This is a genomic window from Ruegeria sp. CE9 (genome assembly GCF_056537425.1).
Window position 1 is genome coordinate 138,696 of record NZ_JBQFRO010000012.1, and the last position, 22,818, is coordinate 161,513.

A 22,818-nucleotide genomic window follows, 5' to 3' on the forward strand; every position below is an offset into this window, starting at 1 on the left:
AGCCGCTGAATACGTTTCGCGCAACTGGATTCTTCCCTAGGCCTAACCGGTCCAAATTGTAGCTTGAACCCGCAACAGCCATAAGATTTGCTGCATGTATATCTGATGACTAACGGGGCCAAACTTGGACTGGCGCGATCACGGCATACTTCTGACCTCTCGCCGCCATGGGGAAACGGCAGCGATTATCGAGGTCTTTACCGAAGCCCATGGCCGTCATGCCGGCATCGTGCGGGGGGGGACCAGCCGCAAGATCGCCCCGATCCTGCAACCGGGCGCACAACTCGATGTGCTCTGGCGCGCGCGGCTTGAGGAACATCTGGGCAGCTTTCAGGTCGAACCGCTGCGATCCCGTGCGGCGGCTGCGTTTTCCGGACGGCTGGCGCTGGCCGGGCTGAACGCTGTTGTGGCCCTGCTGTCCTTCTGCCTGCCCGAACGCGAACCGCATCCTTCGATCTATAAGCAGACTGAACAGTTGATGGACCTATTGGGGCAGGATGAGGTCTGGCCACTTGCCTATCTGCGCTGGGAACTGGCCCTGCTGGAAGAGCTGGGATTTGGCCTCGATCTCTCGGCCTGCGCCGTAACGGGCGCGACCGAGGGGTTGATCTATGTCTCCCCCAAAACAGGCCGCGCGGTCAGTGCAACCGGGGCAGGAGAGTGGGCCGACAAGGTGCTGCCCCTGCCGCCTTGCCTGCGTGGCGAAGGCGCAGCCCCGGATGCCGAAATCGCCGATGCACTGCGGACAACTGGATATTTTCTGGAAAACCATCTGGCCCCTTCGCTGGGCCACACGCCGCTGCCCGATGCGCGGGCGCGGTTTGTAGCGCAGTTTATTCGACGGCTTTGAACACCATCTCGTGCCCGTCCTCATTGCGCAGGATCAGCACATCGCCCGAAACCTCGGACTGGGTCATCGCCATCAGCGCGGCGAAATAAAACCCCTCGGCTTCAAGCCCGGCGCAGGCAGCGCGGGTTGCGGTAAGGTCGGCAATCTCGAACCACGGATAGGGCGCGTTCAGTTTGCCAGAATAGGTGTTGCAGGGCGCGTTGCCTTCGATCCGACCCTCCTCAGGAAAGCGTAGCAGGGCACTGGCTTCAAAGGGTTGCCCGTCAATTTCTTGCAGTGCCCATGTCTGATCCGCGGCGCCATAGGCGGCGACGGTTTCATCCTTGTCACATTGGAACAGCGCCACAAGGGGCAGGATCAGGGCCAGACGTAACATCGCAATATCCTGTCAGTAAGGGTTCACGCCGGTGATCAGTTCTTCACGCACCTCAAGGCGCGGTCGCCAGTTGTATTTTGTATCTTCGCGCACGGGTGCCCAATACAACATCCCGCTGTTGCGCCACGGGTCAAGGATGATCCCGTCATACATCGAATCCCCTTTGGCGCTGATCAGGGCTGAGTGATGGATGATCCGAAACGCGGTGGGCGGCGAGGTGACCCAATGCAGGTCCAGCGTGCGAAAGTTTTCCTGCTTCAGCCGCGTGGTCATCGCTTGCGCCCAGTCATTGCACAGGCCTTTTTCGCGAAAGCCGTTGATGACCTTTGCGTTGTGAATGATCGCCGGGTCGGTGACGTTCCACTCCTGCTTGAGCTGGCTGGAATAGGCATATGAAATCTCGGCCGCTCGCCGTGCCTCGGCCGGATCGACCTTTGGGTCGAGCTGTTGGATCGCCTGCGCCAGCTGGTCCACATCGTCAGGGCCTGTGACCGGGGCCATGGCACATCCGGCAAGGACCAGACAGGTCGCCAGGATTGAGAAAATGATCTTCACGCGATTCTCCTTTGACCAGCACGAGGGGCTGGTTTCGGTTGAGGCCGTTTAACCGATTTCCTCCCCCGATCCGAGGGGGAAGTTTCGCCCATTGCACCGCAAAAAATGTTGTACAACTCGGAAGATCCGCGTCCAAAGTCAGTACAACACGGAAGAAAAAGAAAACCCGGCGCGAGGCCGGGTTCAGTTGGGGAAGTTGCTTCGGTCCGGACGTCAACCCAGCAAGCGACGCGCGATAACCTGTGCCTGAATCTCAGCCGCACCTTCAAAGATGTTCAGAATACGCGCATCACACAGCACGCGGCTGATCTTGTATTCCAAGGCAAACCCGTTGCCGCCATGAATCTGCAACCCGTTATCCGCAGCGGCCCAAGCGACCCGCGCACCCAAAAGTTTGGCCATTCCGGCCTCAAGGTCACAGCGCTGGCCATGGTCTTTTTCCCATGCAGAATAATAGGTTAGCTGTCGCGCGATCATAATTTCAACCGTCATCATCGCCAGTTTGCCTGACACGCGTGGGAAGTTGATTATCGCTTTGCCAAACTGCTTACGGTCCTGCGCATATTGCAAGGCGATGTCCAAAGCGCTCTGTGCCACTCCGATGGCGCGAGCCGCCGTCTGGATGCGCGCAGACTCGAAGGTTTCCATTAACTGCTTGAAACCTTTACCTTCTTCGCCACCCAGCAGGTTTTCACCCTTCACCTCAAAACCGTCAAACCCCAGCTCATATTCCTTCATCCCGCGATAGCCCAACACCTCAATCTCACCGCCGGTCATGCCCGGAGTAGGAAAGGGTTTCTCATCGGTGCCGGGTGTCTTCTCGGCCAGGAACATCGACAATCCACGGTGATCGGTACTGTCGGGGTTGGTGCGCGCCAACAAGGTCATGACATGGGTTCGTGCGGCATGCGTAATCCATGTTTTATTGCCTGTTATCTTATAGTTACCGTCCTCATCCTTGACGGCACGTGTGCGCAGGCTGCCCAGATCAGAGCCCGTGTTTGGTTCGGTGAAAACTGCGGTGGGCAGAATTTCTCCTGATGCGATCTTGGGCAGCCAATGCGCTTTTTGTGCGTCAGTGCCGCCAGCAATGATCAGTTCAGCGGCGATCTCCGGTCGCGTACCCAAGCTCCCCACACCAATATAACCCCGTGACAGCTCTTCCGACACAACAACCATCGAGGCTTTGGACAGACCATATCCGCCGAACTCCTCGGGGATAGTCAGGCCAAAAACGCCCATTTCTGCAAGATCTTCAATGACTTCCATCGGGATTAGCTCGTCCTTCAGGTGCCACTCGTGCGCATTGGGCTCGACCTTTTCCTGCGCATAACGCCGGAACTGATCGCGGATCATCTCAAGCTCATCGTCCAGACCTGAGGCGCCGAACATGGTGGCGCCGGGCTGCTCCTGCATCAGCTCAACCAGACGGGTCCGTGCCGTCTGTGAATTGGCCTGCGCCATCAGCGTCTGAACCTCGCTGCAGTGGAATCCGGACAGGGCATCCCAACCAAGCCCAAGGTCCTGCAAACGCACAACTTCTCCTTGGTTCATGGGGATGCCGCCAGCGATCTGATGCAGGTATTCACCAAAGGCTATTTGGTGCAGCAACTGCTCCATCTCACCGAATTTACCATCGGCCTGCAGCGCCTCGGCCCAGCGTTGCATCTGTTGCAGCGACTGTTGGTAGGTTGCCAGCCACGCCAACCCATGCGCCGCCGTCTGGTGCGCTTCGATCAACGCGCCCGAGATGCGATCTTCGCTTGTTACCATGGCACGCACGGATGCGAGCGCTTTGTCGAACACCGTTTCCACAGCAGGCAAGGCAGCCGCGCTGAGTCTTAGAAGGTCGGGCAAAACCGTTTGCTGCGTCATGTTCGTCACATCCTGTCCGTCATGGGCCATGAATCACGTCCTCTGCTGGGTTGTCTGGTCATATCATGCTGCACGTGCAGCGCAACAAAAATACGAATAATGCTTCAAAATAGTTCAATAATTACCCATCCACTTTTGCAATGCAGAAAAATTTTGAAGTGATATGAAGGGCCAATGGGACTGTTTTCACTGATATCGCCACAAGAATTGTACATGGCAATGGTCGTGGCATTCGTCGCTGGCTGGGTCAAAGGCATGGTCGGGTTTGCCATGCCAATGGTGCTGGTATCGGGCCTCAGCATGATGCTGCCACCCGATCTGGCGCTGGCAGGCCTGATCCTGCCCACGCTGGTGACCAACGGTGTGCAGGCCCTGCGCGAAGGGGCACCTGCGGCGGTGGCTTCAATCCGCAAGTTCCGTGTGTTTCTGGGGGTTGGGTTGGTCTGCCTGTTGGCGAGTGCTCAGTTGATCAACATATTGTCTCCAAAGGCTTTTCTGTTGATCTTAGGTGCGCCGGTCTCGTTCTTTGCATTGGTGCAGCTGCTTGGGTTGAAGCTTACGTTGCAGGCACCGTCAATGCGGGTTGAGGCGATGGTTGGCGCGGTGGCCGGGGCGGTCGGAGGGATCTCAGGCGTGTGGGGTCCGCCCACTGTTGCATATCTGACAGCGCTGAATACGCCGAAGAAGGATCAGATGCGGGTGCAGGGTGTGATCTATGGTCTGGGGGCCGTGGCGCTTGTTGTCGCGCATACAGGATCGGGTATTTTTCGATCCGAGACGGCACTGTTTTCGGCGCTGCTGATCGTCCCGGCGGTTGCGGGGATGCGGGGTGGGCAGTTTCTGCAGGACCGCATCGATCAGGCGCAGTTCCGCAAGCTTACTTTGCTTGTGTTGCTGATTGCCGGGCTGAATCTGCTGAGACGGGGCCTTATGGGTTAACTACGCCGCTCGATGATGCGGAATGCAAAATACAGTCCCAGCATCAGAAAAAACAGCCCTGAGATGTCTCCGATCAGGAAGGCAATATACTCGACTGTCGCGCTGCCAAAAGCCAAGTTGGTCAAGGCAGATACCAGCACCGAGGTTATGACACCCACGCCCATCACGCACAGCCAGCATGGTTTTCGGTCAGCGCGTGGGAACAGGTCCCATCCCAGCGCTTTGCAAGCATAAAACACGGCTGGAACGGTGGTGACTGCGATTGCGATTGCCAGCAGACGGCTGGGCAGCAGCGCATCCCAGCCACCGATAGCGGCAAAGACGATAAAGACACCCGGCAGCAGAGCAAATATTGCGCGCCATCCCAACAACCACGCCGACAGAACCCGTACCCCATGTGGCAGGAACAGAAGGCTGGCATGGCTGGCATATTCGGGAAAAAACACGTTCTGTAGCGGCATCAGAACCTCGAATGTGAGGAATGATGCAGCGACATAGGCCAAAGAGGCATAAAATGTGTCAGAGGCCCATCTGCGCACGGGATTCAGCCGATTGCAGACTTCAGGCAGCGATCACCTAGGTGCATGAACCAGATACCGCCCACGATTTGCACTACCGCTTTGCGAAAGATACCCTTTCTGAACCAGCGATTTGAGGGCCCGGAAAAAGGTTGGGCGCGAAACGCTTTTGACCAACGTGTGCTCGATCAAACCGAAGGTGCGGACCTCGGTATCGTTTTTCGACAGCTCTTCGGCCGCATAATAGATGTCGCGCTCGACAGGAGAGAGTTCCTCGAGGCCCAGAGTGCGCTCCATGCTTTGCATCAGTTTGCGAAGTTCGGTGAGTTTTGAGATTTCAGTCATTACCTGCCTATAGTTTCCATGTCAGATCAACGCAGTTCGAAAGGCTAAAACCTTTGGAACAAATCAATCCAACACCCATCCCCTAGTAATATATTCCATACCTTATCAGACATCCCCAAGCATAGTGTGAGCATATTCGCTTGGTTCGCCTATGATCAATTTACCAGAAAGCTGCCGTGAATGAAGGCCGCGATCCGGTGCTTTGTTGGTGGATTTGCTTAGCGCAAGTTGATCCTTGCCGCAATGAACTTGTCGTGAACTCTGTGTTGCCGCAACGTAACTTGGCAAGAAAAAAGGGGCCATTGCGGCCCCTAATCAAATCACCCAATCGCGACAGCTTTGATATCTTCGTCGATGAAGGGCAAGTATTGTTCGAAGTTCTCAGCGAACATATGCACCAGTTTCTCGGCCTGCTTGTCAAACGCGGCCTGATCATCCCAGGTACGGCGCGGGTCCAGCAAGACCTCGGGCACACCAGGAACCGAAACGGGGACGTCAAAGCCGAAATTGGCGTCCTTGCGGAATTCTGCATCAGTCAGCGAGCCTTCCAGCGCTGCAGTCAGCAGGGCGCGTGTGGCTTTGATCGGCATCCGACTACCAACTCCGTAAGCTCCTCCGGTCCAGCCAGTATTCACCAGCCAGCACGTCGCACCGTGTTGGGCGATCTTGTCCCGCAGCAGGTTGCCGTAAGCTTCGGGACGGCGCGGCATGAATGGTGCGCCGAAGCAGGTCGAGAATGTGGGCTGTGGCTCGGTCACGCCACGCTCGGTTCCGGCCACTTTCGAAGTAAAGCCCGACAGGAAGTGATACATTGCCTGCGCCGGGGTCAGCCGCGCGATCGGAGGCAGAACACCGAATGCATCACATGTCAGCATGATGATGTTTTTCGGATGCCCGCCCAATGCTGATTTCGACGCGTTCGAGATGTACTCCAGCGGATATGCGCAGCGCATATTCGCAGTCAGCGAGTCGTCATTGAAATCCAGCTCTTTTGTTTCAGGATCGAAAACCATGTTCTCAATCACGGTGCCGAATTTCGAGGTGGTCGCGTAGATTTCCGGTTCAGCCTCGGCATTCAGGTTGATGGTCTTGGCATAGCAGCCACCTTCGAAGTTAAAGGTACCGCGATCCGACCAGCCGTGTTCGTCATCCCCGATCAGAATGCGCGAGGGATCAGCCGACAAGGTGGTTTTGCCGGTGCCGGACAAGCCGAAGAATACGGCGGTATCGACCGGGTTCCCGACCGCGTGGTTCGCTGAGCAGTGCATCGGCATCACGCCTTTTTCGGGCAGCATGTAGTTCAGCAGGGTAAAGACGGACTTTTTGTTCTCGCCTGCATATTCCGTACCACCGATCAGGATCAGCTTACGGTCGAAGTTCAGCGCGATCACCGTTTCGCTGCGGCAGTTATGCTTCGCCGGGTCGGCCTTAAAGCTGGGGCAGTTGATAATGGTGAAGTCCGCAGTGAACTCATCCAGATCCTCGCGATCCGGGCGACGCAGCAGGTGACGGATGAACAGGTTGTGCCAGGCCAATTCGGTGATCATCCGTACATTGATCGAATAGCTCGGGTCAGCCCCGCCCACGAGGTCTTGCACGAAATAGTCGCGGCCTTTCATATGGGCCAGCATATCCTTATACAGCGCATCAAAACCTTCCGGGCTCATCGCGGCGTTGTTTTCCCACCAGATGCTGTCGGCGACGCTGTCGGTTTTGACAACGTGTTTGTCTTTGGGGGAACGGCCGGTGAATTTGCCGGTGGTCACTAGAAAGGCACCACCATTTCCAAGGGTACCTTCGCCGCGCTTCAGCGCTTCTTCGATCAGCGCCGGTTCCATGAAGTTGTAATAGACATTGCCCAGACCCTCGATGCCCTGATCTTCGAGGCGGAATTGCGGGTTAACCCGTCCAGATGTCATGTGTGTCTTCTCCTGTGGCGGCGCGGTGGCCCAAAGCCGGTGCGCCAATTGGGCAGATACCGGAAACTACCGGCGGTCAAGCGCCTCTTATCACGGTACTTTAGGGCATGAACAGGAGGGTTGGGTGGAGTTAGCGCAACCAAGTTCAGGTTTAGCGCCACCACTAAATGTCCGCTGCAAAACAAGGCAGCTATTTGCGTGCAGCAAGGCAAATTTGCCGCATACCTGCCGCAAGAATGGCATGATTCGAGGTTACGAGTTGATTCGGCGGATCAAAACCGCCAACAATGCCTTACAAAAAAGCGTATTATTGCGCGAGTGAGCAGGAATAGGGGTGAACCCGATGTCAAAGATTGCACTTGTGGACGACGACAGAAACATCCTGACGTCCGTATCCATGACTCTCGAAGCCGAAGGTTTTGAGGTCGAAACATATAATGATGGCCAGGCCGCGCTGGACGCTTTCAACAAGAAGTTGCCTGATATGGCGGTGCTGGATATCAAAATGCCGCGCATGGACGGCATGGATCTGCTGCAAAGACTGCGGCAGAAAACCCAGATGCCGGTCATTTTCCTAACCTCCAAGGACGATGAAATCGACGAGGTTCTGGGTCTGCGTATGGGCGCAGATGACTACGTCAAAAAACCGTTCTCGCAGCGGCTGCTGGTCGAACGCATTCGCGCTTTGCTACGCCGACAAGAAGCTGTTGAGGGTGATGTCACCAATGCAGCCACTGGCGATACCAAAGTGATGGAGCGGGGCGAGCTGCGGATGGATCCGTTGCGCCACGCGGTCAGCTGGAAGGGCAATGATGTCTCTCTGACCGTCACTGAGTTCCTGTTGCTACAGGCACTTGCGCAACGCCCTGGCTTTGTCAAAAGTCGTGACCAGTTGATGGATGTTGCTTATGATGATCAGGTCTATGTAGATGACCGGACCATCGACAGCCATATCAAACGGCTGCGCAAGAAGATGCGCGCTGCAGATCCCGAATTTTCGGCGATCGAAACGCTGTACGGTATCGGATATCGTTATAACGAAGAATAGGCGCGGCCGTTTTACAAAGGCGAAGGGGTCTCGTGCGCGATACTGAACAAGCCAACCAAGTGCGCGACGCGGATGTCGTTCTTGGGGATGACTGGGTCATTCCCCAAGACCCTGATGCGGCCGAGTTACAGGCCAAGCGATCGCGACGAAACCTGTTTTCGATGCGCTATTCGCCTTTGGCGCGCAGGATCATTACTTTCAACCTCATTGCTTTGGTCATCTTGGTGGCCGGACTGCTGTATCTGGACGACTCGCGAAAGGAGCGGGTTCAACAAACCGCGCGAAATCTGGTCGGCGACGCTCAGCTCGTCAGCAACGTTTTTGAAACCCAGCTGCGTCAGCCTTCGGCAAATGGGACAGGCACACTGGATGTCCGCGATACGCTGGCGGGCCTGAGTTTGCCTGACGGCGGTGAGGTCTTTGTCTACGATAGGACCGGCACGCTGATTGGCTGGACGCGGGGTGCATCTACGGCTTCTGATCTGCCGAGCCTGTTGCATCAAGACGCCGACTCGGCGACTGGCAGCACTTTGATCAGCGATGCGCTCAATGCCGTGTGGAACGGTGTCTCGGCTGTTTTTAGTGGTTCTTCACAAAGCGAAGCCCCGACGCTGGCGCAGCGGGTGCAGGAAATGATCCCACAGGCGTTGAACGGTGGGATGCAGGTGCAGGCCGTTCAGGATGACATGGGTAAGACGGTGATCGTGGCTGTCGCCCCAATCCTCTTGGACAATACACCCGTCGGAGCTGTTGCCATGGCAGGCCCGGCCGGTGAGATTGATGCGCTGGCGCGCAAGGAACAAGAGCGTATCCTTCAGATGTTTGTTGTCGCGCTTTTAGTTTCCATCGGTCTGAGCCTGGTTTTGGCCTCGACGATTGCGAACCCCCTTGCGGATTTGGCTGCCGCTGCCGAGATGGGCAAAGATCGTGGCGCGGGCGTGAACCCTGGGCGCATCCGTATCCCTGACCTCAGTGCGCGCCCGGATGAAATCGGTCGCCTCAGCCAGGCTTTGCGCGGGATGGTCACGGCGCTTTACAACCGAATTGATGCGAACGAACAGTTTGCTGCGGATGTGGCGCATGAAATCAAGAACCCGCTCGCCAGTCTGCAATCGGCGGTTGGTACCATGCGGATGGTCAAACGGGACGACCAGCGCGAAAAGCTGTTGGGTGTGATCGAGCATGATGTTCGGCGATTGGATCGTCTGGTCAGCGATATCTCGAATGCGTCTCGTCTGGATGCGGAGCTGGTGAAAGAAGAAGAACAGCCCTTTGATCTGCTCAATCTGCTGGCCAATATCAGTCAGTTTCTGGGAGAGGACGCCCGGTCGAAAGGGATTGAATACATTACGGATCTGCCGGCAGATCCTATTGTGGTCAACGGGCTCGAAGCGCGTCTTGCACAGGTCTTTGTCAACCTGATCACCAATGCGATTTCCTTCTGTGAAGACAAAGACGCCATTCGGGTCTGGGTGCGTCGCCGCGACAACCGTGTGCTCGTGGTCGTCGAAGACACTGGCCCCGGCATTCCGGATCAGGCACTGACCAAGATTTTCAAACGCTTCTATTCGGAACGCCCCGAAGAGCATTTCGGCAATAACTCAGGCCTCGGGCTGGCGATTTCGAAACAGATTGTCGAAGCGCATGGCGGCGTGATCTGGGCCGAAAACATCCGCCCGACCGAGGCCGACATCACCTCGGACCCGCTGGGCGCGCGGTTCGTCGTCGGGCTTCCAGTCTAAACCATGGGTCATGCCCCTCTTTCTGAAATTGCGGATAAAAATTCGGCCTGCATTCATGCGACCTGCGTAGCGGTGCAGGGCATGGGCGTCCTGATTGTTGGTGCCTCGGGTACGGGTAAATCATCTCTGGCGTTACAGATGATGGCGCTTGGGGCACAGCTTGTCGCGGACGATAGGGTCGATCTGACCGGGCAGGGGGATCACATAATGGCGACTGAAGTCCTGCAAATCCGCGGCCTCATCGAAGCACGTGGAATTGGCTTGCTACGGGCCGATGTCGTTGGCCCTGTTCCTCTGACATATATCGTGGATATGGACCAACCTGAACCCGCTCGGCTACCCGAACCCACGCATATTCGTGTGCTGAGGCAAACTGTTCCCTTGCTTCGCGGTGCAGGTGTCCCCAATTTGGCTGCAGCACTGATACAACTTGTGAAAATGGGGCGCGTCGCCCCGGAGTGGCCGAATAAATGACAGCACAACAGCGCGTCGTTCTGGTGACGGGCCCCTCGGGTGCCGGGCGCTCAACCGCGATCCATGTACTTGAGGACCTGGGGTTCGAGGCAATCGACAACCTTCCGATGGGGTTGTTGGTTCGTCTCGTGAACAGCTCTGAACCCACGCGCCCGATGGCTTTGGGCATCGATACACGCAATCGCGACTTTTCAACCATTGGATTTATCGAGCTTGCAGCCAAATTGGGCCGGATGGAAGATGTCGATCTGGCCATCCTCTATCTGGATTGCGGAGACGAAGTTCTGTTGCGGAGGTTCTCGGAAACCCGCCGCCGTCACCCGGTCGCAACTGATGCCAGCCCGGAAACCGGCATTTGTCAGGAAAAAGAACTGCTGACCCCAATTCGCGAAATTGCCGACACGCTGATCGACACCAGCGCGTTGAACGTGCATCAACTGCGGGAAGAGGTTGAGCGTTGGTTTGCACCAAAGGGCGGGCGGCATCTGGCAGTGTCGATTGAATCCTTCTCGTATAAGCGGGGTTTGCCGCGTGGCCTGGACATGGTGTTTGATTGCCGGTTTCTGGCCAACCCATACTGGCGGCCGGAATTGCGGGATGCAGATGGTCGAAACCCGGATGTGGCGGCCTATGTTCAATCAGATGCGAACTATCACACCTTCTTTGATCGGGTCGTCGATTTGTTGATCGAACTGCTTCCAGCCTTCCGCGAAGAGGGCAAGGCGCATCTTTCGGTCGCCTTCGGGTGCACCGGCGGTCAGCATCGTTCGGTCGCGGTGGCCGAAGCGGTTGCAAAGGCCCTTGCAGAAGGGGGGCAGCAGGTGGCAATTAGGCATCGCGAAATGGAACGTCGCGCGTTGAATGTGAGGCCGGAGTGATCGGGATCGTAATTGTTGCACATGGTGGGTTGGCGCAGGAATATCTGGCCGCCACACAGCATGTGGTTGGAAAGCAACCCGGGCTGGTGGCCATTCCAATCGAAGCCGACCACGATCGCGAGGAAAAGCAAGCCGAGATATGCCGTGCGGCTGATGACGTAGACATGGGCGACGGCGTTGTTGTGGTCACCGATCTATTTGGGGGCAGCCCCTCGAATCTCAGCTTAAGGGCCTGCGCGCCTCAGGATCGGCGAATCCTTTATGGGGCAAACCTGCCTATGCTCATCAAACTGGCCAAAAGCCGCCACCTGCCGCTGGCCGAGGCCGTCCGTTTGGCTTTGGAAGCTGGACGAAAATACATCAATGCGCAAAATGTGACGTTGGATTGACACCGGATAGATTCGTATGACGAACAAGAGTTTGAAAATTATCAATGAAAAGGGCCTGCATGCCCGCGCGTCGGCCAAACTGGTCGAAGTGGTCGAGGGATTTGATGCGCGCGCAGAAGTATCACGTGACGGACTTTCTGCTTCGGGCGATAGTATCATGGGCCTTTTGATGTTGGCAGCGTCGCGCGGAACCACTATTGACGTCGAGACGTCCGGCCCGGATGCTGAGGCGTTGGCAGAAGCTTTGGAAACTCTGGTAAACGACAAGTTCGGCGAGGGGTTCTGACAGCCACGACACCAAGGACGGAAAGACAAGGCAATTGGCGGAAACCACGCACGATACCAAAACAGGTCCTGTAGTGGATCACGACACCGATCAGGGTGAGATTTACGACCGCAGAACCCTGACCTACGCCAACTCGTTTGACGATGCCTGGACGTCTACAGCCATTCGCGCCATCGAATGGTGCACGGGCAAACTGACCATCTTGCGTATGGTCAACAAATTCGAAAAGCAGAACGAACACTATCGGGGCCAGAAATTCTGGGGCGGCGCGCTCAAGATAATGGGCATCGACCTAACGACCCCCGCCGAACAAATCGCGCGTATCCCCAAGGAAGGCCCCGTTGTGGTTGTTGCGAACCATCCGCATGGCATGGTCGATGGCATGATTTTTGCCGAACTGATTGGCCAGGTCCGCAGCGACTATCGCATCCTGACCCGCTCGGTCCTGACTGGGCTGGACGAAGCCGCGACCTCTTTCATGATCCCAGTGCCGTTCCCGCATGATCCCGAAGCACAGGCCAAAATGCTCGAAATGCGCAGCAAAACGATGAAACACCTGGCCGACGGCGGCGTTGTCGCGCTGTTTCCGTCGGGTGTTGTTATGTCGTCGGACGACTGGTTCGGCCCGGCGATTGAGCGGGAATGGAATGTTTTTACGGCCAAAATGATCCGCCGCTCGGGCGCCAAAGTTGTTCCGATTTTTTTCCCCGGCAGCAATTCCCGCTGGTATCAGATCGCCAACCGAATCTCGCCCATTCTGCGTCAGGGCTTGCTGCTGCATGAAATCGTCCGCTCGTGCAACAAGCCGCAGTCTCCGGTCATCGGTGATCCGATTTCAGACGAAGATATGGCGCTGCTTGAGCGCGACCCCCGCGGTTTCATGGCCTGGCTCCGAGATCACACCATGGCGCTGGGCAAGACACTCAAGCGCTGATCCGCTCTTCATCTGGCCAAAAATATCCCGGGAGTGAATTGAGCCGCGGGCTCAAGAGAGGGCTGGCCCTCTCTTTGTCCTAGCGTGTGGGCACCGGTACCTCGCCTCGGTAATCATAAAACCCGCGCTCGGTCTTGCGCCCTAACCATCCAGCCTCGACATATTTTGTCAGCAACGGGCAAGGACGGTATTTGGTATCTGCCAGACCTTCATGCAGAACGTTCATGATGGCCAGACAAGTATCCAAACCAATGAAATCCGCCAGTTCCAGTGGACCCATTGGATGGTTTGCACCCAGCTTCATCGATTGATCAATCGACTCAACACTACCGACGCCTTCATACAGGGTATAAACCGCCTCGTTGATCATCGGCATCAGAATACGGTTGACGATAAAGGCGGGAAAATCCTCGGCGCTAGCCGAGGTTTTGCCAAGGCGGTCAACCACAGCCTTACACGCGTTAAAAGTTGGTTCATCTGTTGCGATACCGCGAATCAGTTCGACCAATTGCATGACGGGCACAGGGTTCATGAAGTGGAACCCCATAAAGCGCTCGGGCCGATCGGTTCGGCTGGCCAGTCGGGTGATCGAGATAGATGACGTGTTCGACGTCAGAATCGTATGAGGCTGCAAATGCGGTATCAGATCTTCAAAGATCGCCTGTTTTACCGTTTCACGCTCGGTTGCGGCTTCGATGACAAGATCGGTCTGCCCCAGATCGGACAGGTTCAAAGTGGTCGTTATCCGCCCCAACGCGGCTTTCACCGCATCATCCGAGATTTTGCCACGCGAGGCCTGACGCACCAGGTTGGTTTCAATCGTCGAGATCGCTCCATCCAGCGCTTCCTGGCTGATATCGTTTAGCAGAACATCGTAGTCCGCCAATGCCATGACATGGGCAATCCCATTGCCCATTTGTCCAGCGCCGATCACTCCGACTGATTTTACATCCATGCTTTGGTGCCCTTGTTTGCAGGTTGCGGCGACATTAGCGGCAGTTCCGCACGCGCGGCAAGGGGATCAGGCCGGTCAAATTCGCTTCAAATGCGCGCATTAGGAATTTCGCAAGACCTAGGGCGGCAAAATGGCAACCGGGTGATAATATTGGGTGAGTGTGATGAGCTATCAATCGATCAATGCGGGTCATTCCGCGGAAGAAACTTGCATGTACGAATCCTCGAAACTGCATTTTCGGGGCCCGCAGAGGGCGTTGAACAGCCCCTATATCGCGTGCGTCGGCGGCGAGGAAACTTTTGGCCGCTTTGTAGATGCGCCTTTTCCCTGCGTGATAGAGCAGCAACTTGACCGCCGCTGCATCAATCTGGGCAGCCTGTTTTGCGGAGTTGAGGCGTTGACCCGGGATAATGGGCTGCTGGAGATCGTTAATAGGTCCGAGATCTGCATCCTTCAAATGCCCGGCTTGCTTGGTCAATCAAACCGCTTCTATCGCGTGCACCAGCGCCGCAACGACCGTTTTGTCGCGCCGACGCCAGAGTTGGTAACGCTATATCCTGAGGAAGACTTCACGGATATTCACTTCGTGCGCCATCTGCTCGCGCGTCTCAGGGTGCATTCGGATGTTCGAATAGAGCTTGTGAGACAGGAGCTGCAAAAAACGTGGATTGAGAGAATTGGCAGTTTTCTTGCAAAATCAGCGCCTCCCGTCGTGCTGCTGCGATTGGACGTGGAAAATGGCGAGGGGGGCGCACCCACGTACGATCCCTTTGCAATCACGTCATCGATGATGGAGGCCCTGAGGCCTCGATGTGCGCAGATTGTCGAGCTTCAGGTTCAGGCGTCCGGTGTATCGGACGAGCTTGAGGACATGTTGTTTGGAACTCTGCAACAACCAATTGCAGAACACATGATTGGCCCGGCCACGCATCGAAGGATCGCTGCATCTCTGACCTCGGTGATTGAAGACGTGAGTGCATGAATTAATTAAGGCCCGCCTATTGGCGGGCCCCTTAAGATTTTTCGACGAAAAATCTCCGCTCGGTGATCAGCCGAGTTTCTCAGTCAGTTCTGGCACGGCCTGGAACAGGTCGGCGACCAGTCCGAAATCGGCGACCTGGAAGATCGGCGCTTCTTCGTCCTTGTTGATTGCAACGATGACCTTGCTGTCCTTCATCCCTGCCAAGTGCTGGATCGCACCCGAGATGCCGACTGCAACGTACAGGTCGGGGGCAACAACCTTACCGGTCTGACCCACCTGCCAGTCGTTCGGAGCATAGCCCGAGTCAACAGCCGCACGCGAAGCGCCAACAGCGGCACCCAGCTTGTCGGCCAGAGTTTCGATCAGTTTGAAGTCTTCTTCCGAGCCGACACCGCGGCCACCTGAGACAACGACACCAGCCGAGGTCAGTTCGGGACGGTCGCTTTCGGCAACCTTGTCCTCAACCCATTCTGACAGGCCTGGGTTATCGCCGACCGCGATCGTCTCGACAGCAGCCGAGCCGCCTTCGCCCGCTGCGTCGAAAGATGCAGTCCGGATGGTGACAACTTTCTTGGCGTCGTTCGATTTCACGGTCTGGATCGCGTTGCCTGCGTAGATCGGACGCTCGAACGTCGATCCATCGACCACACCCGAAGCATCCGAGATCACCATAACGTCCAGCAGGGCTGCAACGCGTGGCATCACGTTCTTCGCGTCGGTGGTGGCAGGGGCAACAATGTGCTCATACCCATCAGCCAGACCCACGATCAGAGCGGCAGTGGATTCCGCAAGGCGGTGGCCCAGCGAGGCGTCTTCGGCAACCAGAACCTTGGAAACACCGTCGATCTTGGCGGCGGCTTCACCGGCTGCGGCGGCGGAACCACCAGCGGCCAGAACGGTGATGTCGCCCAGCGATTTGGCGGCTGCGACGGTTTTGGCGGTCGCATCAAAGCTCAGTTCGCCGTTGTTGACTTCGGCAAGCAGAAGTACAGCCATTACACAGCCCCCGCTTCTTTGAGTTTCTCAACCAGCTCGTCGACCGAGCCCACGACGATACCAGCGGCGCGTGCCGGAGGCTCATCTGTCTTGACGACTTCCAGACGAGGAGTGACGTCGACGCCGTAATCGGCGGCGGTTTTCTCATCCAGCGGCTTTTTCTTCGCCTTCATGATGTTCGGTAGCGAGGCATAGCGCGGCTCGTTCAGGCGCAGGTCAACGGTCACGATGGTTGGCATCTTGACGCTGATGGTCTGCAGACCGCCATCCACCTCGCGGGTGATCTTGGCGGTGTCGCCTTCGATGTCCAGCTCAGACGCGAACGTGCCTTGCGACCAACCCAGAAGGGCCGACAGCATTTGGCCGGTGGCGTTCATGTCGTTGTCGATCGCCTGCTTGCCTGCCAGAACGATGCCCGGCTGCTCTTCCTCGACCACTTTGGCCAGGATCTTGGCAACGGCCAGAGGCTCGATATCGGTGTGCACGTCGTCGGCAGCCACAACCAGGATCGCGCGGTCCGCACCCATGGCCAGCGCTGTCCGCAGGGTTTCCTGCGCCTGCTTGACGCCAATCGAAACGGCAATAACTTCGTCAGCCTTGCCAGCCTCTTTCAGACGGATCGCCTCTTCCACCGCGATCTCGTCGAACGGGTTCATCGACATTTTGACATTGGCGAGATCAACTCCGCTGCCATCCGCCTTCACGCGAACTTTCACGTTGTAGTCAATCACGCGCTTGACAGGCACAAGTACCTTCATTTTTGCGTAAGCTCCTTACAAAAACGGCAAGCCGCGCAGCGACTCCACCAATGCTCTCGTGGGCCTAGATAGCGACTCGTGATGCCCGGCAACAGAGCAAAATCGTCACGTCATGGTTTCGAGACGTCGCGTTTCGTCATTTTTTCGACATGAAATGAATTTTTGTTTCCGTGCCGATGGAACAGTCAGCGATTTGCGCCCGGAATCCAAAGCACATCATCACGTCCACCGTTATTTGCGCAGCGCGCCGCGACGAAGAACCAATCGCTTAGGCGATTGAGATACTTAACGGCTGTCTCGTTCACGGGTTCCATATTGGTTAGCTCGACCGCCAGCCGTTCTGCCCGGCGTGAAACTGTGCGGCATACATGGAGATGCGCGGCCAGACGCGAGCCGCCGGGAAGGATGAAACTGCGCAAAGGTTCCAGCGTTTCATTCATCGCGTCAATCTCGGCCTCAAGCCGATCGATCTGTGCGGATACAATGCGCAAAGGTGGGTAATCGGCCTCGGCATCCTTGTCCATGTCGGGGCGGCAGAAATCGGCGCCCAAATCGAACAGATCATTCTGGATGCGGGATAGGGCGGCCTCAACCTCTCCGTCAGCTTCGGTTCGTGCCACGCCAACAAAGGAGTTCAGTTCATCCACAGTGCCATATGCCGCAACACGTCCGGAATATTTCGCAACACGTTCGCCGTTTCCAAGCGCGGTTTTACCGTCGTCGCCTGTGCGCGTGTAAATTTTGTTTAGAACAACCATACCTTAAACTCCCTGTCCGCGCAGATAGACGTAGAGTACGATCAGCACTACGGCAATGAATTGAAACAGGATGCGCAGGCGCATCATCTTGTTGCTTTTCATCGCGGCGTCTTTGCCGGGTTTTCCAAAGTTGGCAATGCCCATCACCAGCACGGCGACCACCGCCGCCATGGCCAAAAGCAGTACGACCATCAACAGGTCCATTAGATCACCGTCCGTGTTTGTTCTCGTGTTGACCCCTCATCTAGCGTTGATGGGGGCAAAAGCGAACGGGTAATTTCGCCTCAGATGTCCGAAAGGATGCGGTCGATGGCGCGGGTTGGCAGAATGCGGCGCAGATATCCGGCGATATAGGTGGGTGTCGTCACATAGTAGCGTGCGCGTGGGCGTTTGGATTCGACTGCATGCGCAAGTTTGGCAGTAACGGCAGAAGCAGGCAGCTCGAACCTATCGTTCCCAGATGATTCATAGAGGCGTTTCAGCAATGAATTCTCATATCTCTGGCGCAGGGCAGAGTTTTCCCAATCGATAAAGCGCTCAAATACCGGGATCGAATTCACGCGAATTTTCGACGTCACCGGGCCCGGTTCAATCAAGACAACCTTGATATCGGTATCCCGTAGTTCCAGTCGCAATGTGTCTGTCAGGCCTTCGATGGCGTATTTTGTGGCAACATAGGCCCCGCGCCAGGGAAATGCGACCAGCCCCAGAACCGATGAATTCTGCACGATGCGCCCATGACCTTGGGCCCGCATCACGGGAATCACCTGTCGGGTCAGTTCGTGCCAGCCAAAGACATTGGTCTCGAAGATCAGGCGCATCCCTTCGATTGGGACATCTTCGACTGCACCGGGGAGGCCGTGGGCTCCGTTGTTGAACAACGCATCCAGCGTGCCTCCGGTCGCGTCCAGAACCTGATTTAGGCCGGATTTGATGCTTTCGGTATCGGTATAATCGATCCGGGGGCTGTCAAATCCCTGTGCCCTTAACCGATCACAATCACGCTGTTGACGACACGAGGCAAAGACGCGCCAACCGCGCGCGCGCATTCCATGCGCCGCGTCCAGACCTATCCCTGATGAGCAGCCCGTGATCAGAATCGATTTCCGCATATCGCCCTCGCCTGTCTATCTGGCCCATAGCTATGGCGAGGTTTTGGTCAGGACAATGACGCAGTTACGTCAGTTCGTTGGTTTCCGCACCAGTGAGGCAGAAATCCAACCCACGCTTTGATTCGGTAGCAAGCGCAGGCGCAGCCAGCCGGTTCCGGACTCGCTGAGTACCTCGACACGTTGGCCAAGCCTGGCTTTGGCGATGACGGGGTAAATTGTTCCCGGTCCGTCGCGCATATTAACGCGCGTGCCCGATATTTCGCGAATGTCTTTCTCGGGCTCGACGACTTGCGAGACCGGTGTAACATCATCCCGTACCTCGGCTTCAACTTGCAACAACCCAGCGGCGCCATCCTCAAGCGACGCAAGCGTAAAGCTGGCGCCATTCTCGTCAAAGGCTGAGAATTGAGACAGCGGATCTGTCGCGGCTTGTGCAAGGACGACAGCCGCGTTCTCTTCGACCTTGGGTTGGGGTTGAACCCGTTCGGAAACCGTGCGCGTGGCGACATTGGTCACAAGTTCTTCTGTGCGAGAGGTCGGGGCAGGGATCGGTTTAGGTTCAGGTGTCGAGGCGATGCGCACAGGTTGTTCAGCGCGGGTGCCACGCGGTTCGAAATCCGGCCCTCCGCTCATGACGTAGAAGCTCCAGCCGAGCATGGCGAAAGTAACAATGATAACGCGCATCATGGCGCACCCCCTGGCAATCGTAATATCAATAAAAGGCAGCAGTCTTAATGATTGAAAGATTACCATAGATCCGGCTGTGAGTCGAAAAATGGGGGAAATCCGACACTTGCCTCCCCCTGTTGCAAAAAGCGCGACTTGTCCCCAGCAAAATATGTGGCGATTGCTTTACCCGCGCGCGCTTGCGTCGTATCACATCATATATGAACGATACGATCGACGACCCCAACATGGAGGCCCCCGAAGGCGGGGGCGAAGTGGCTGAACCGCTACGCCGTGCAATAGGTGAGCGCTATCTGACCTATGCGCTGTCTACCATCATGCACCGCGCTTTGCCGGATGCGCGCGACGGGCTGAAGCCGGTTCACCGGCGAATCCTTTATGCGATGCGCGAGTTGCGACTCAGCGCGACGGGGGGATTCCGCAAGTCTGCCAAGATTTCCGGCGACGTGATGGGGAACTACCACCCGCATGGGGATGCGGCGATTTACGACGCAATGGCGCGTCTGGCGCAGGATTTCAACGTGCGCTACCCGCTGGTCGACGGGCAGGGGAATTTCGGCAATATTGACGGCGATAACCCGGCGGCTTCGCGTTACACTGAGGCGCGGATGACTATCGTGGCTGAAGCGCTGCTTGAGGGTCTGAACGAAGACGCCGTTGATTTTCGCGACAACTATGATGGCACGCTGACCGAACCGGTCGTGCTGCCCGCGCAATTCCCGAACCTGCTGGCCAACGGTGCAAGCGGTATCGCCGTGGGGATGGCGACGAATATTCCGCCGCACAATATCTCGGAACTCTGCGACGCTTGCCTGCACCTGATCAAAACGCCGGATGCGCGCGACGATACTTTGCTAAATTACGTTCCAGGCCCGGATTTCCCAACCGGCGGTGTTATTGTCGAGCCGCCCGAGAACATCGCGCAAGCCTATCGCACTGGGCGCGGGTCCTTCCGTCTGCGCTGTAAGTTCGAGGTCGAAGACCTGGGCCGTGGCCAATGGCAGATCGTGGTTACCGAGATTCCATACCAGGTTCAGAAATCCAAGCTGATCGAAAAGATCGCGGAACTGATCCAGACCAAGAAAATACCGATCCTCGCCGATGTACGTGACGAATCCGCCGATGATATCCGCCTGATCCTTGAGCCGCGCTCCAAGAACGTGGACCCTGAGGTGCTGATGGGCATGCTCTATCGGAACTCGGACCTTGAGGTGCGGTTCAGTCTGAACATGAACGTGCTGATCGACGGCGTGACGCCCAAGGTCTGCTCGATGAAGGAAGTGCTGCGCGCTTTCCTTGATCACCGGCAAGAGGTGCTGCTGCGTCGTTCGCGCCATCGAATGGCCAAGATCGATCACCGTTTGGAGGTCTTGGAAGGCTTTATCGTCGCCTTCCTGAACCTCGACCGCGTTATCGATATCATCCGTTACGATGACGACCCCAAAGCCGCCCTGATGCGCGAGGATTGGGGCATCGATCACGTCCGCGCCACCGACGAATCCGACTACGTCTCGCCCAAACCGGGTGAGGGCGAGTTGTCCGAAGTTCAGGTCGATGCAATCCTCAACATGCGTCTGCGCAGCTTGCGCCGTCTTGAAGAGATGGAGCTGGTCCGCGAGCGCGACGAATTGATGCTGGAACGCGCCAACCTCGAAGACTTGCTGGCCGATCCCGCCTTGCAATGGGCCAAGATCGCGGAGCAGCTCAAAGAGACCAAAAAGACCTTCGGCAAAGACTACGAAGGTGGTGCGCGCCGGACTCAATTTGCCGAGGCTGGGCAGGTCGAGGAAGTGCCGCTTGAGGCGATGATCGACAAGGAACCGATCACGGTTGTCTGCTCTCAGATGGGCTGGATTCGCGCCATGACCGGGCACATTGACCTGAAGCGTGAGTTGAAGTTCAAGGACGGTGACGGCCCGCGCTTCATCTTCCACGCAGAGACGACAGACCGATTGTTGGTGTTTGCATCGAATGGGCGTTTCTACACCGTCAGCGCTTCCAATCTGCCCGGCGGGCGCGGCATGGGTGAACCGCTGCGCCTGATGGTTGATCTGCCAAACGAGGCTCAGATCATCGATATCCTGATCCACAAGCCGGGGCGCAAGCTGTTGGTGGCCTCGGATGCGGGTAACGGCTTTATGGTGCCCGAAGATGAGGTGCTGGCACAGACCCGCAACGGCAAGCAGGTGCTGAACGTCAAAGGCGACGAGACGGCGATGATCTGTAAACCGGTCGATGGTGATCACGTGGCCGTCGTTTCGCAAAACGGCAAATTCCTGGTCTTCCCGACCTCAGAACTGCCGGAAATGACCCGCGGCAAGGGGGTTCGACTTCAGAAATACAACATGGCGCGTGGGCGTCAGGGTACGCTGGAGCTGGATGGTGGTCTGTCTGACATCACTACCTTCAACTGGGAAGAGGGCCTGAAATGGTCCATGGGCGGTGACAAGACCCGGCACGAGGCTGACATGTCCCAATGGCTTGCCAAGCGCGCGGGTGTTGGAAAAAAGGCCCCTTACGGCTTTCCGCGGGACTATAAGTTCTCGTGATCCGAGCGCTCGTTTGGTGAAATTCTGCCGATACGGCTTGGCACAACCCGTATCGGTGCGCTACATCCAATAAAAACAGGCCTATCGAGATAAGAGACATGCTTCGCATTCTGACACTGATCACCGGATTAGCCCTGATGGGGGCGTGTACCCAAACGCAAGTCTATGAAGAACCCGAGTCACTGGGGGAATTTAAACTGCGCGTGAACTACGCCTTTGCAGAGAAAGCCAAGCAAGGGCCGGTTTCGCGGGATGCAACGCCCAAAGAATGGGAAGATGCGATCCAGAATGCAGTAGACATTCGTTTGGGCCGATATGAAGGCGCGCAGGAATATGACATCGGCATCAGCCTGGAAGGTTATATGCTGGCGCCTCCGGGCATTCCGGTGATCTACAATCCTAAAAGCACCGCGATTGTTCTGGTCAATGTCTACGACGTTGGAAAAAAGGAATTTGTCGCCAAGAAAAAGCAGTTTCAGGTTCTGGAAGATACGACCGGCGAAAGTGCCCTGGCCGGGTCTGGACATTCGCGCACCCGGGAAGAACAGATGAACGGCCTTGCGTTGAAAGTTGCAGACCGCGTTGAAGAGTGGCTGGCCGAAGAACACAAAGACAATGGCTGGTTCGACAGACGCCCTGACCTGATCCAATCGCTTGAAACCGAAGTGGTCACACAAAATCCGGCATGAAGGTCGCATTTCCCTCAGGATGTGCTTGATTTTCCCCCCTGAACCAAATATCTCGCGCGCGCAGAGGAAACCGGGACCAAGGGTCCCCCAAATCGCAAAAGGGCGCCTGAGGAATGGCAAAGGAAAAGTTTGAGCGTACAAAACCGCACGTCAACATCGGCACGATTGGCCACGTTGACCATGGTAAGACCACGCTGACCGCAG

26 protein-coding genes are annotated in these 22,818 nt (G+C 56.6%); 13 read left to right on the forward strand and 13 right to left on the reverse strand.

The window, feature by feature from the left end; genetic code table 11:
• Nucleotides 1–124 precede the first annotated feature (124 nt).
• Nucleotides 125–850 carry a DNA repair protein RecO gene (recO, locus tag ACR0B3_RS19755; protein ID WP_480810536.1) on the forward strand — a complete coding sequence of 242 codons (726 nt, stop codon included), beginning with the start codon at nt 125–127 and terminating at the stop codon, nt 848–850.
• Here the strand turns inward: recO and ACR0B3_RS19760 are convergent.
• The 3 genes from ACR0B3_RS19760 to ACR0B3_RS19770 all read right to left on the reverse strand — a co-directional run bounded on the left by ACR0B3_RS19760 (nt 834) and on the right by ACR0B3_RS19770 (nt 3,686).
• On the reverse strand, nt 834–1,226 hold the full coding sequence (locus ACR0B3_RS19760; RefSeq protein ID WP_480810537.1) for an META domain-containing protein: 393 nt from the start codon (nt 1,224–1,226) through the stop codon (nt 834–836). The two genes, recO and ACR0B3_RS19760, sit on opposite strands and share 17 nt — an antisense overlap.
• A 12-nt stretch (nt 1,227–1,238) precedes the next feature.
• Nucleotides 1,239–1,781 (reverse strand): hypothetical protein, encoded by a 543-nt coding sequence (locus tag ACR0B3_RS19765; protein WP_480810538.1) that lies wholly within the window; start codon nt 1,779–1,781, stop codon nt 1,239–1,241.
• 213 nt (nt 1,782–1,994) lie between these two features.
• Nucleotides 1,995–3,686 carry an acyl-CoA dehydrogenase family protein gene (locus tag ACR0B3_RS19770; protein ID WP_480810539.1) on the reverse strand — a complete coding sequence of 564 codons (1,692 nt, stop codon included), beginning with the start codon at nt 3,684–3,686 and terminating at the stop codon, nt 1,995–1,997.
• Between the two features lie 144 nt (nt 3,687–3,830).
• Between ACR0B3_RS19770 and ACR0B3_RS19775 the strand changes: the two genes are divergently transcribed.
• Entirely contained in the window at nt 3,831–4,595 is a 765-nt protein-coding gene (locus ACR0B3_RS19775) for a sulfite exporter TauE/SafE family protein (RefSeq protein WP_480810540.1), read from the forward strand.
• On the opposite strand, the gene ACR0B3_RS19780 is transcribed toward ACR0B3_RS19775, so the two are convergent.
• From ACR0B3_RS19780 to ACR0B3_RS19790, 3 genes are all read right to left on the reverse strand, one after another.
• Nucleotides 4,592–5,134 carry a hypothetical protein gene (locus ACR0B3_RS19780; RefSeq protein WP_480685324.1) on the reverse strand — a complete coding sequence of 181 codons (543 nt, stop codon included), beginning with the start codon at nt 5,132–5,134 and terminating at the stop codon, nt 4,592–4,594. The two genes, ACR0B3_RS19775 and ACR0B3_RS19780, sit on opposite strands and share 4 nt — an antisense overlap.
• A gap of 33 nt (nt 5,135–5,167) precedes the next feature.
• Nucleotides 5,168–5,458, reverse strand: a complete 291-nt coding sequence (locus tag ACR0B3_RS19785) for a hypothetical protein (protein ID WP_170724391.1) — start codon at nt 5,456–5,458, stop codon at nt 5,168–5,170.
• Between the two features lie 320 nt (nt 5,459–5,778).
• Nucleotides 5,779–7,377, reverse strand: a complete 1,599-nt coding sequence (locus ACR0B3_RS19790; RefSeq protein ID WP_480810541.1) for a phosphoenolpyruvate carboxykinase — start codon at nt 7,375–7,377, stop codon at nt 5,779–5,781.
• Between the two features lie 343 nt (nt 7,378–7,720).
• Here ACR0B3_RS19790 and ACR0B3_RS19795 point away from each other — a divergent pair, with 343 nt between their 5' ends.
• The 7 genes from ACR0B3_RS19795 to ACR0B3_RS19825 all read left to right on the forward strand — a co-directional run bounded on the left by ACR0B3_RS19795 (nt 7,721) and on the right by ACR0B3_RS19825 (nt 13,128).
• A complete protein-coding gene (locus tag ACR0B3_RS19795) occupies nt 7,721–8,425 on the forward strand; it encodes a response regulator transcription factor (protein ID WP_170686687.1) in 705 nt (234 codons plus the stop codon).
• A 32-nt stretch (nt 8,426–8,457) separates the two neighbouring features.
• Complete coding sequence (locus ACR0B3_RS19800; RefSeq protein WP_480810542.1) at nt 8,458–10,167, forward strand: ATP-binding protein; 1,710 nt, start codon at nt 8,458–8,460, stop codon at nt 10,165–10,167.
• 81 nt (nt 10,168–10,248) lie between these two features.
• Nucleotides 10,249–10,641, forward strand: coding sequence for an HPr kinase/phosphorylase (locus ACR0B3_RS19805; RefSeq protein ID WP_480810543.1), 393 nt, complete (start codon nt 10,249–10,251; stop codon nt 10,639–10,641).
• Nucleotides 10,638–11,519, forward strand: coding sequence for an RNase adapter RapZ (gene rapZ / locus ACR0B3_RS19810; protein ID WP_480810544.1), 882 nt, complete (start codon nt 10,638–10,640; stop codon nt 11,517–11,519). The genes ACR0B3_RS19805 and rapZ overlap by 4 nt, the downstream gene beginning before the upstream one ends.
• On the forward strand, nt 11,516–11,908 hold the full coding sequence (locus tag ACR0B3_RS19815) for a PTS sugar transporter subunit IIA domain-containing protein (protein ID WP_170686691.1): 393 nt from the start codon (nt 11,516–11,518) through the stop codon (nt 11,906–11,908). Before rapZ ends, ACR0B3_RS19815 begins: the two co-directional genes overlap by 4 nt.
• 16 nt (nt 11,909–11,924) lie before the next feature.
• A complete protein-coding gene (locus tag ACR0B3_RS19820) occupies nt 11,925–12,194 on the forward strand; it encodes an HPr family phosphocarrier protein (RefSeq protein ID WP_039541855.1) in 270 nt (89 codons plus the stop codon).
• Nucleotides 12,195–12,228: 34 nt separating this feature from the next.
• Nucleotides 12,229–13,128, forward strand: a complete 900-nt coding sequence (locus ACR0B3_RS19825) for a lysophospholipid acyltransferase family protein (protein WP_480810545.1) — start codon at nt 12,229–12,231, stop codon at nt 13,126–13,128.
• Between the two features lie 79 nt (nt 13,129–13,207).
• Here ACR0B3_RS19825 and ACR0B3_RS19830 read toward each other — a convergent pair whose 3' ends face one another.
• On the reverse strand, nt 13,208–14,083 hold the full coding sequence (locus ACR0B3_RS19830; protein WP_170686693.1) for a 3-hydroxybutyryl-CoA dehydrogenase: 876 nt from the start codon (nt 14,081–14,083) through the stop codon (nt 13,208–13,210).
• A gap of 163 nt (nt 14,084–14,246) precedes the next feature.
• Between ACR0B3_RS19830 and ACR0B3_RS19835 the strand changes: the two genes are divergently transcribed.
• Nucleotides 14,247–15,065: a DUF6473 family protein gene (locus ACR0B3_RS19835; RefSeq protein WP_480810546.1), complete on the forward strand. Its 819-nt coding sequence runs from the start codon at nt 14,247–14,249 to the stop codon at nt 15,063–15,065.
• A gap of 66 nt (nt 15,066–15,131) precedes the next feature.
• On the opposite strand, the gene ACR0B3_RS19840 is transcribed toward ACR0B3_RS19835, so the two are convergent.
• From ACR0B3_RS19840 to ACR0B3_RS19865, 6 genes are all read right to left on the reverse strand, one after another.
• Nucleotides 15,132–16,061, reverse strand: a complete 930-nt coding sequence (locus tag ACR0B3_RS19840; RefSeq protein WP_170724377.1) for an FAD-binding protein — start codon at nt 16,059–16,061, stop codon at nt 15,132–15,134.
• Nucleotides 16,061–16,819, reverse strand: a complete 759-nt coding sequence (locus ACR0B3_RS19845) for an electron transfer flavoprotein subunit beta/FixA family protein (RefSeq protein ID WP_480810547.1) — start codon at nt 16,817–16,819, stop codon at nt 16,061–16,063. The genes ACR0B3_RS19840 and ACR0B3_RS19845 overlap by 1 nt, the downstream gene beginning before the upstream one ends.
• 185 nt (nt 16,820–17,004) lie before the next feature.
• Nucleotides 17,005–17,577 carry a cob(I)yrinic acid a,c-diamide adenosyltransferase gene (locus ACR0B3_RS19850; protein WP_170686696.1) on the reverse strand — a complete coding sequence of 191 codons (573 nt, stop codon included), beginning with the start codon at nt 17,575–17,577 and terminating at the stop codon, nt 17,005–17,007.
• Between the two features lie 3 nt (nt 17,578–17,580).
• Nucleotides 17,581–17,781 (reverse strand): twin transmembrane helix small protein, encoded by a 201-nt coding sequence (locus ACR0B3_RS19855; RefSeq protein WP_010437734.1) that lies wholly within the window; start codon nt 17,779–17,781, stop codon nt 17,581–17,583.
• A gap of 80 nt (nt 17,782–17,861) precedes the next feature.
• Nucleotides 17,862–18,689 (reverse strand): SDR family NAD(P)-dependent oxidoreductase, encoded by an 828-nt coding sequence (locus ACR0B3_RS19860; RefSeq protein ID WP_480810548.1) that lies wholly within the window; start codon nt 18,687–18,689, stop codon nt 17,862–17,864.
• A 69-nt stretch (nt 18,690–18,758) separates the two neighbouring features.
• Nucleotides 18,759–19,376, reverse strand: a complete 618-nt coding sequence (locus tag ACR0B3_RS19865; protein ID WP_480810549.1) for an SH3 domain-containing protein — start codon at nt 19,374–19,376, stop codon at nt 18,759–18,761.
• A 200-nt stretch (nt 19,377–19,576) separates the two neighbouring features.
• Between ACR0B3_RS19865 and parC the strand changes: the two genes are divergently transcribed.
• From parC to ACR0B3_RS19880, 3 genes are all read left to right on the forward strand, one after another.
• A complete protein-coding gene (gene parC, locus ACR0B3_RS19870) occupies nt 19,577–21,925 on the forward strand; it encodes a DNA topoisomerase IV subunit A (RefSeq protein ID WP_480810550.1) in 2,349 nt (782 codons plus the stop codon).
• Nucleotides 21,926–22,023: 98 nt separating this feature from the next.
• A complete protein-coding gene (locus ACR0B3_RS19875) occupies nt 22,024–22,614 on the forward strand; it encodes a hypothetical protein (RefSeq protein ID WP_480810551.1) in 591 nt (196 codons plus the stop codon).
• Nucleotides 22,615–22,727: 113 nt separating this feature from the next.
• A partial coding sequence (locus ACR0B3_RS19880; RefSeq protein ID WP_215675807.1) for a GTP-binding protein occupies nt 22,728–22,818 on the forward strand: 91 nt, incomplete at its 3' end.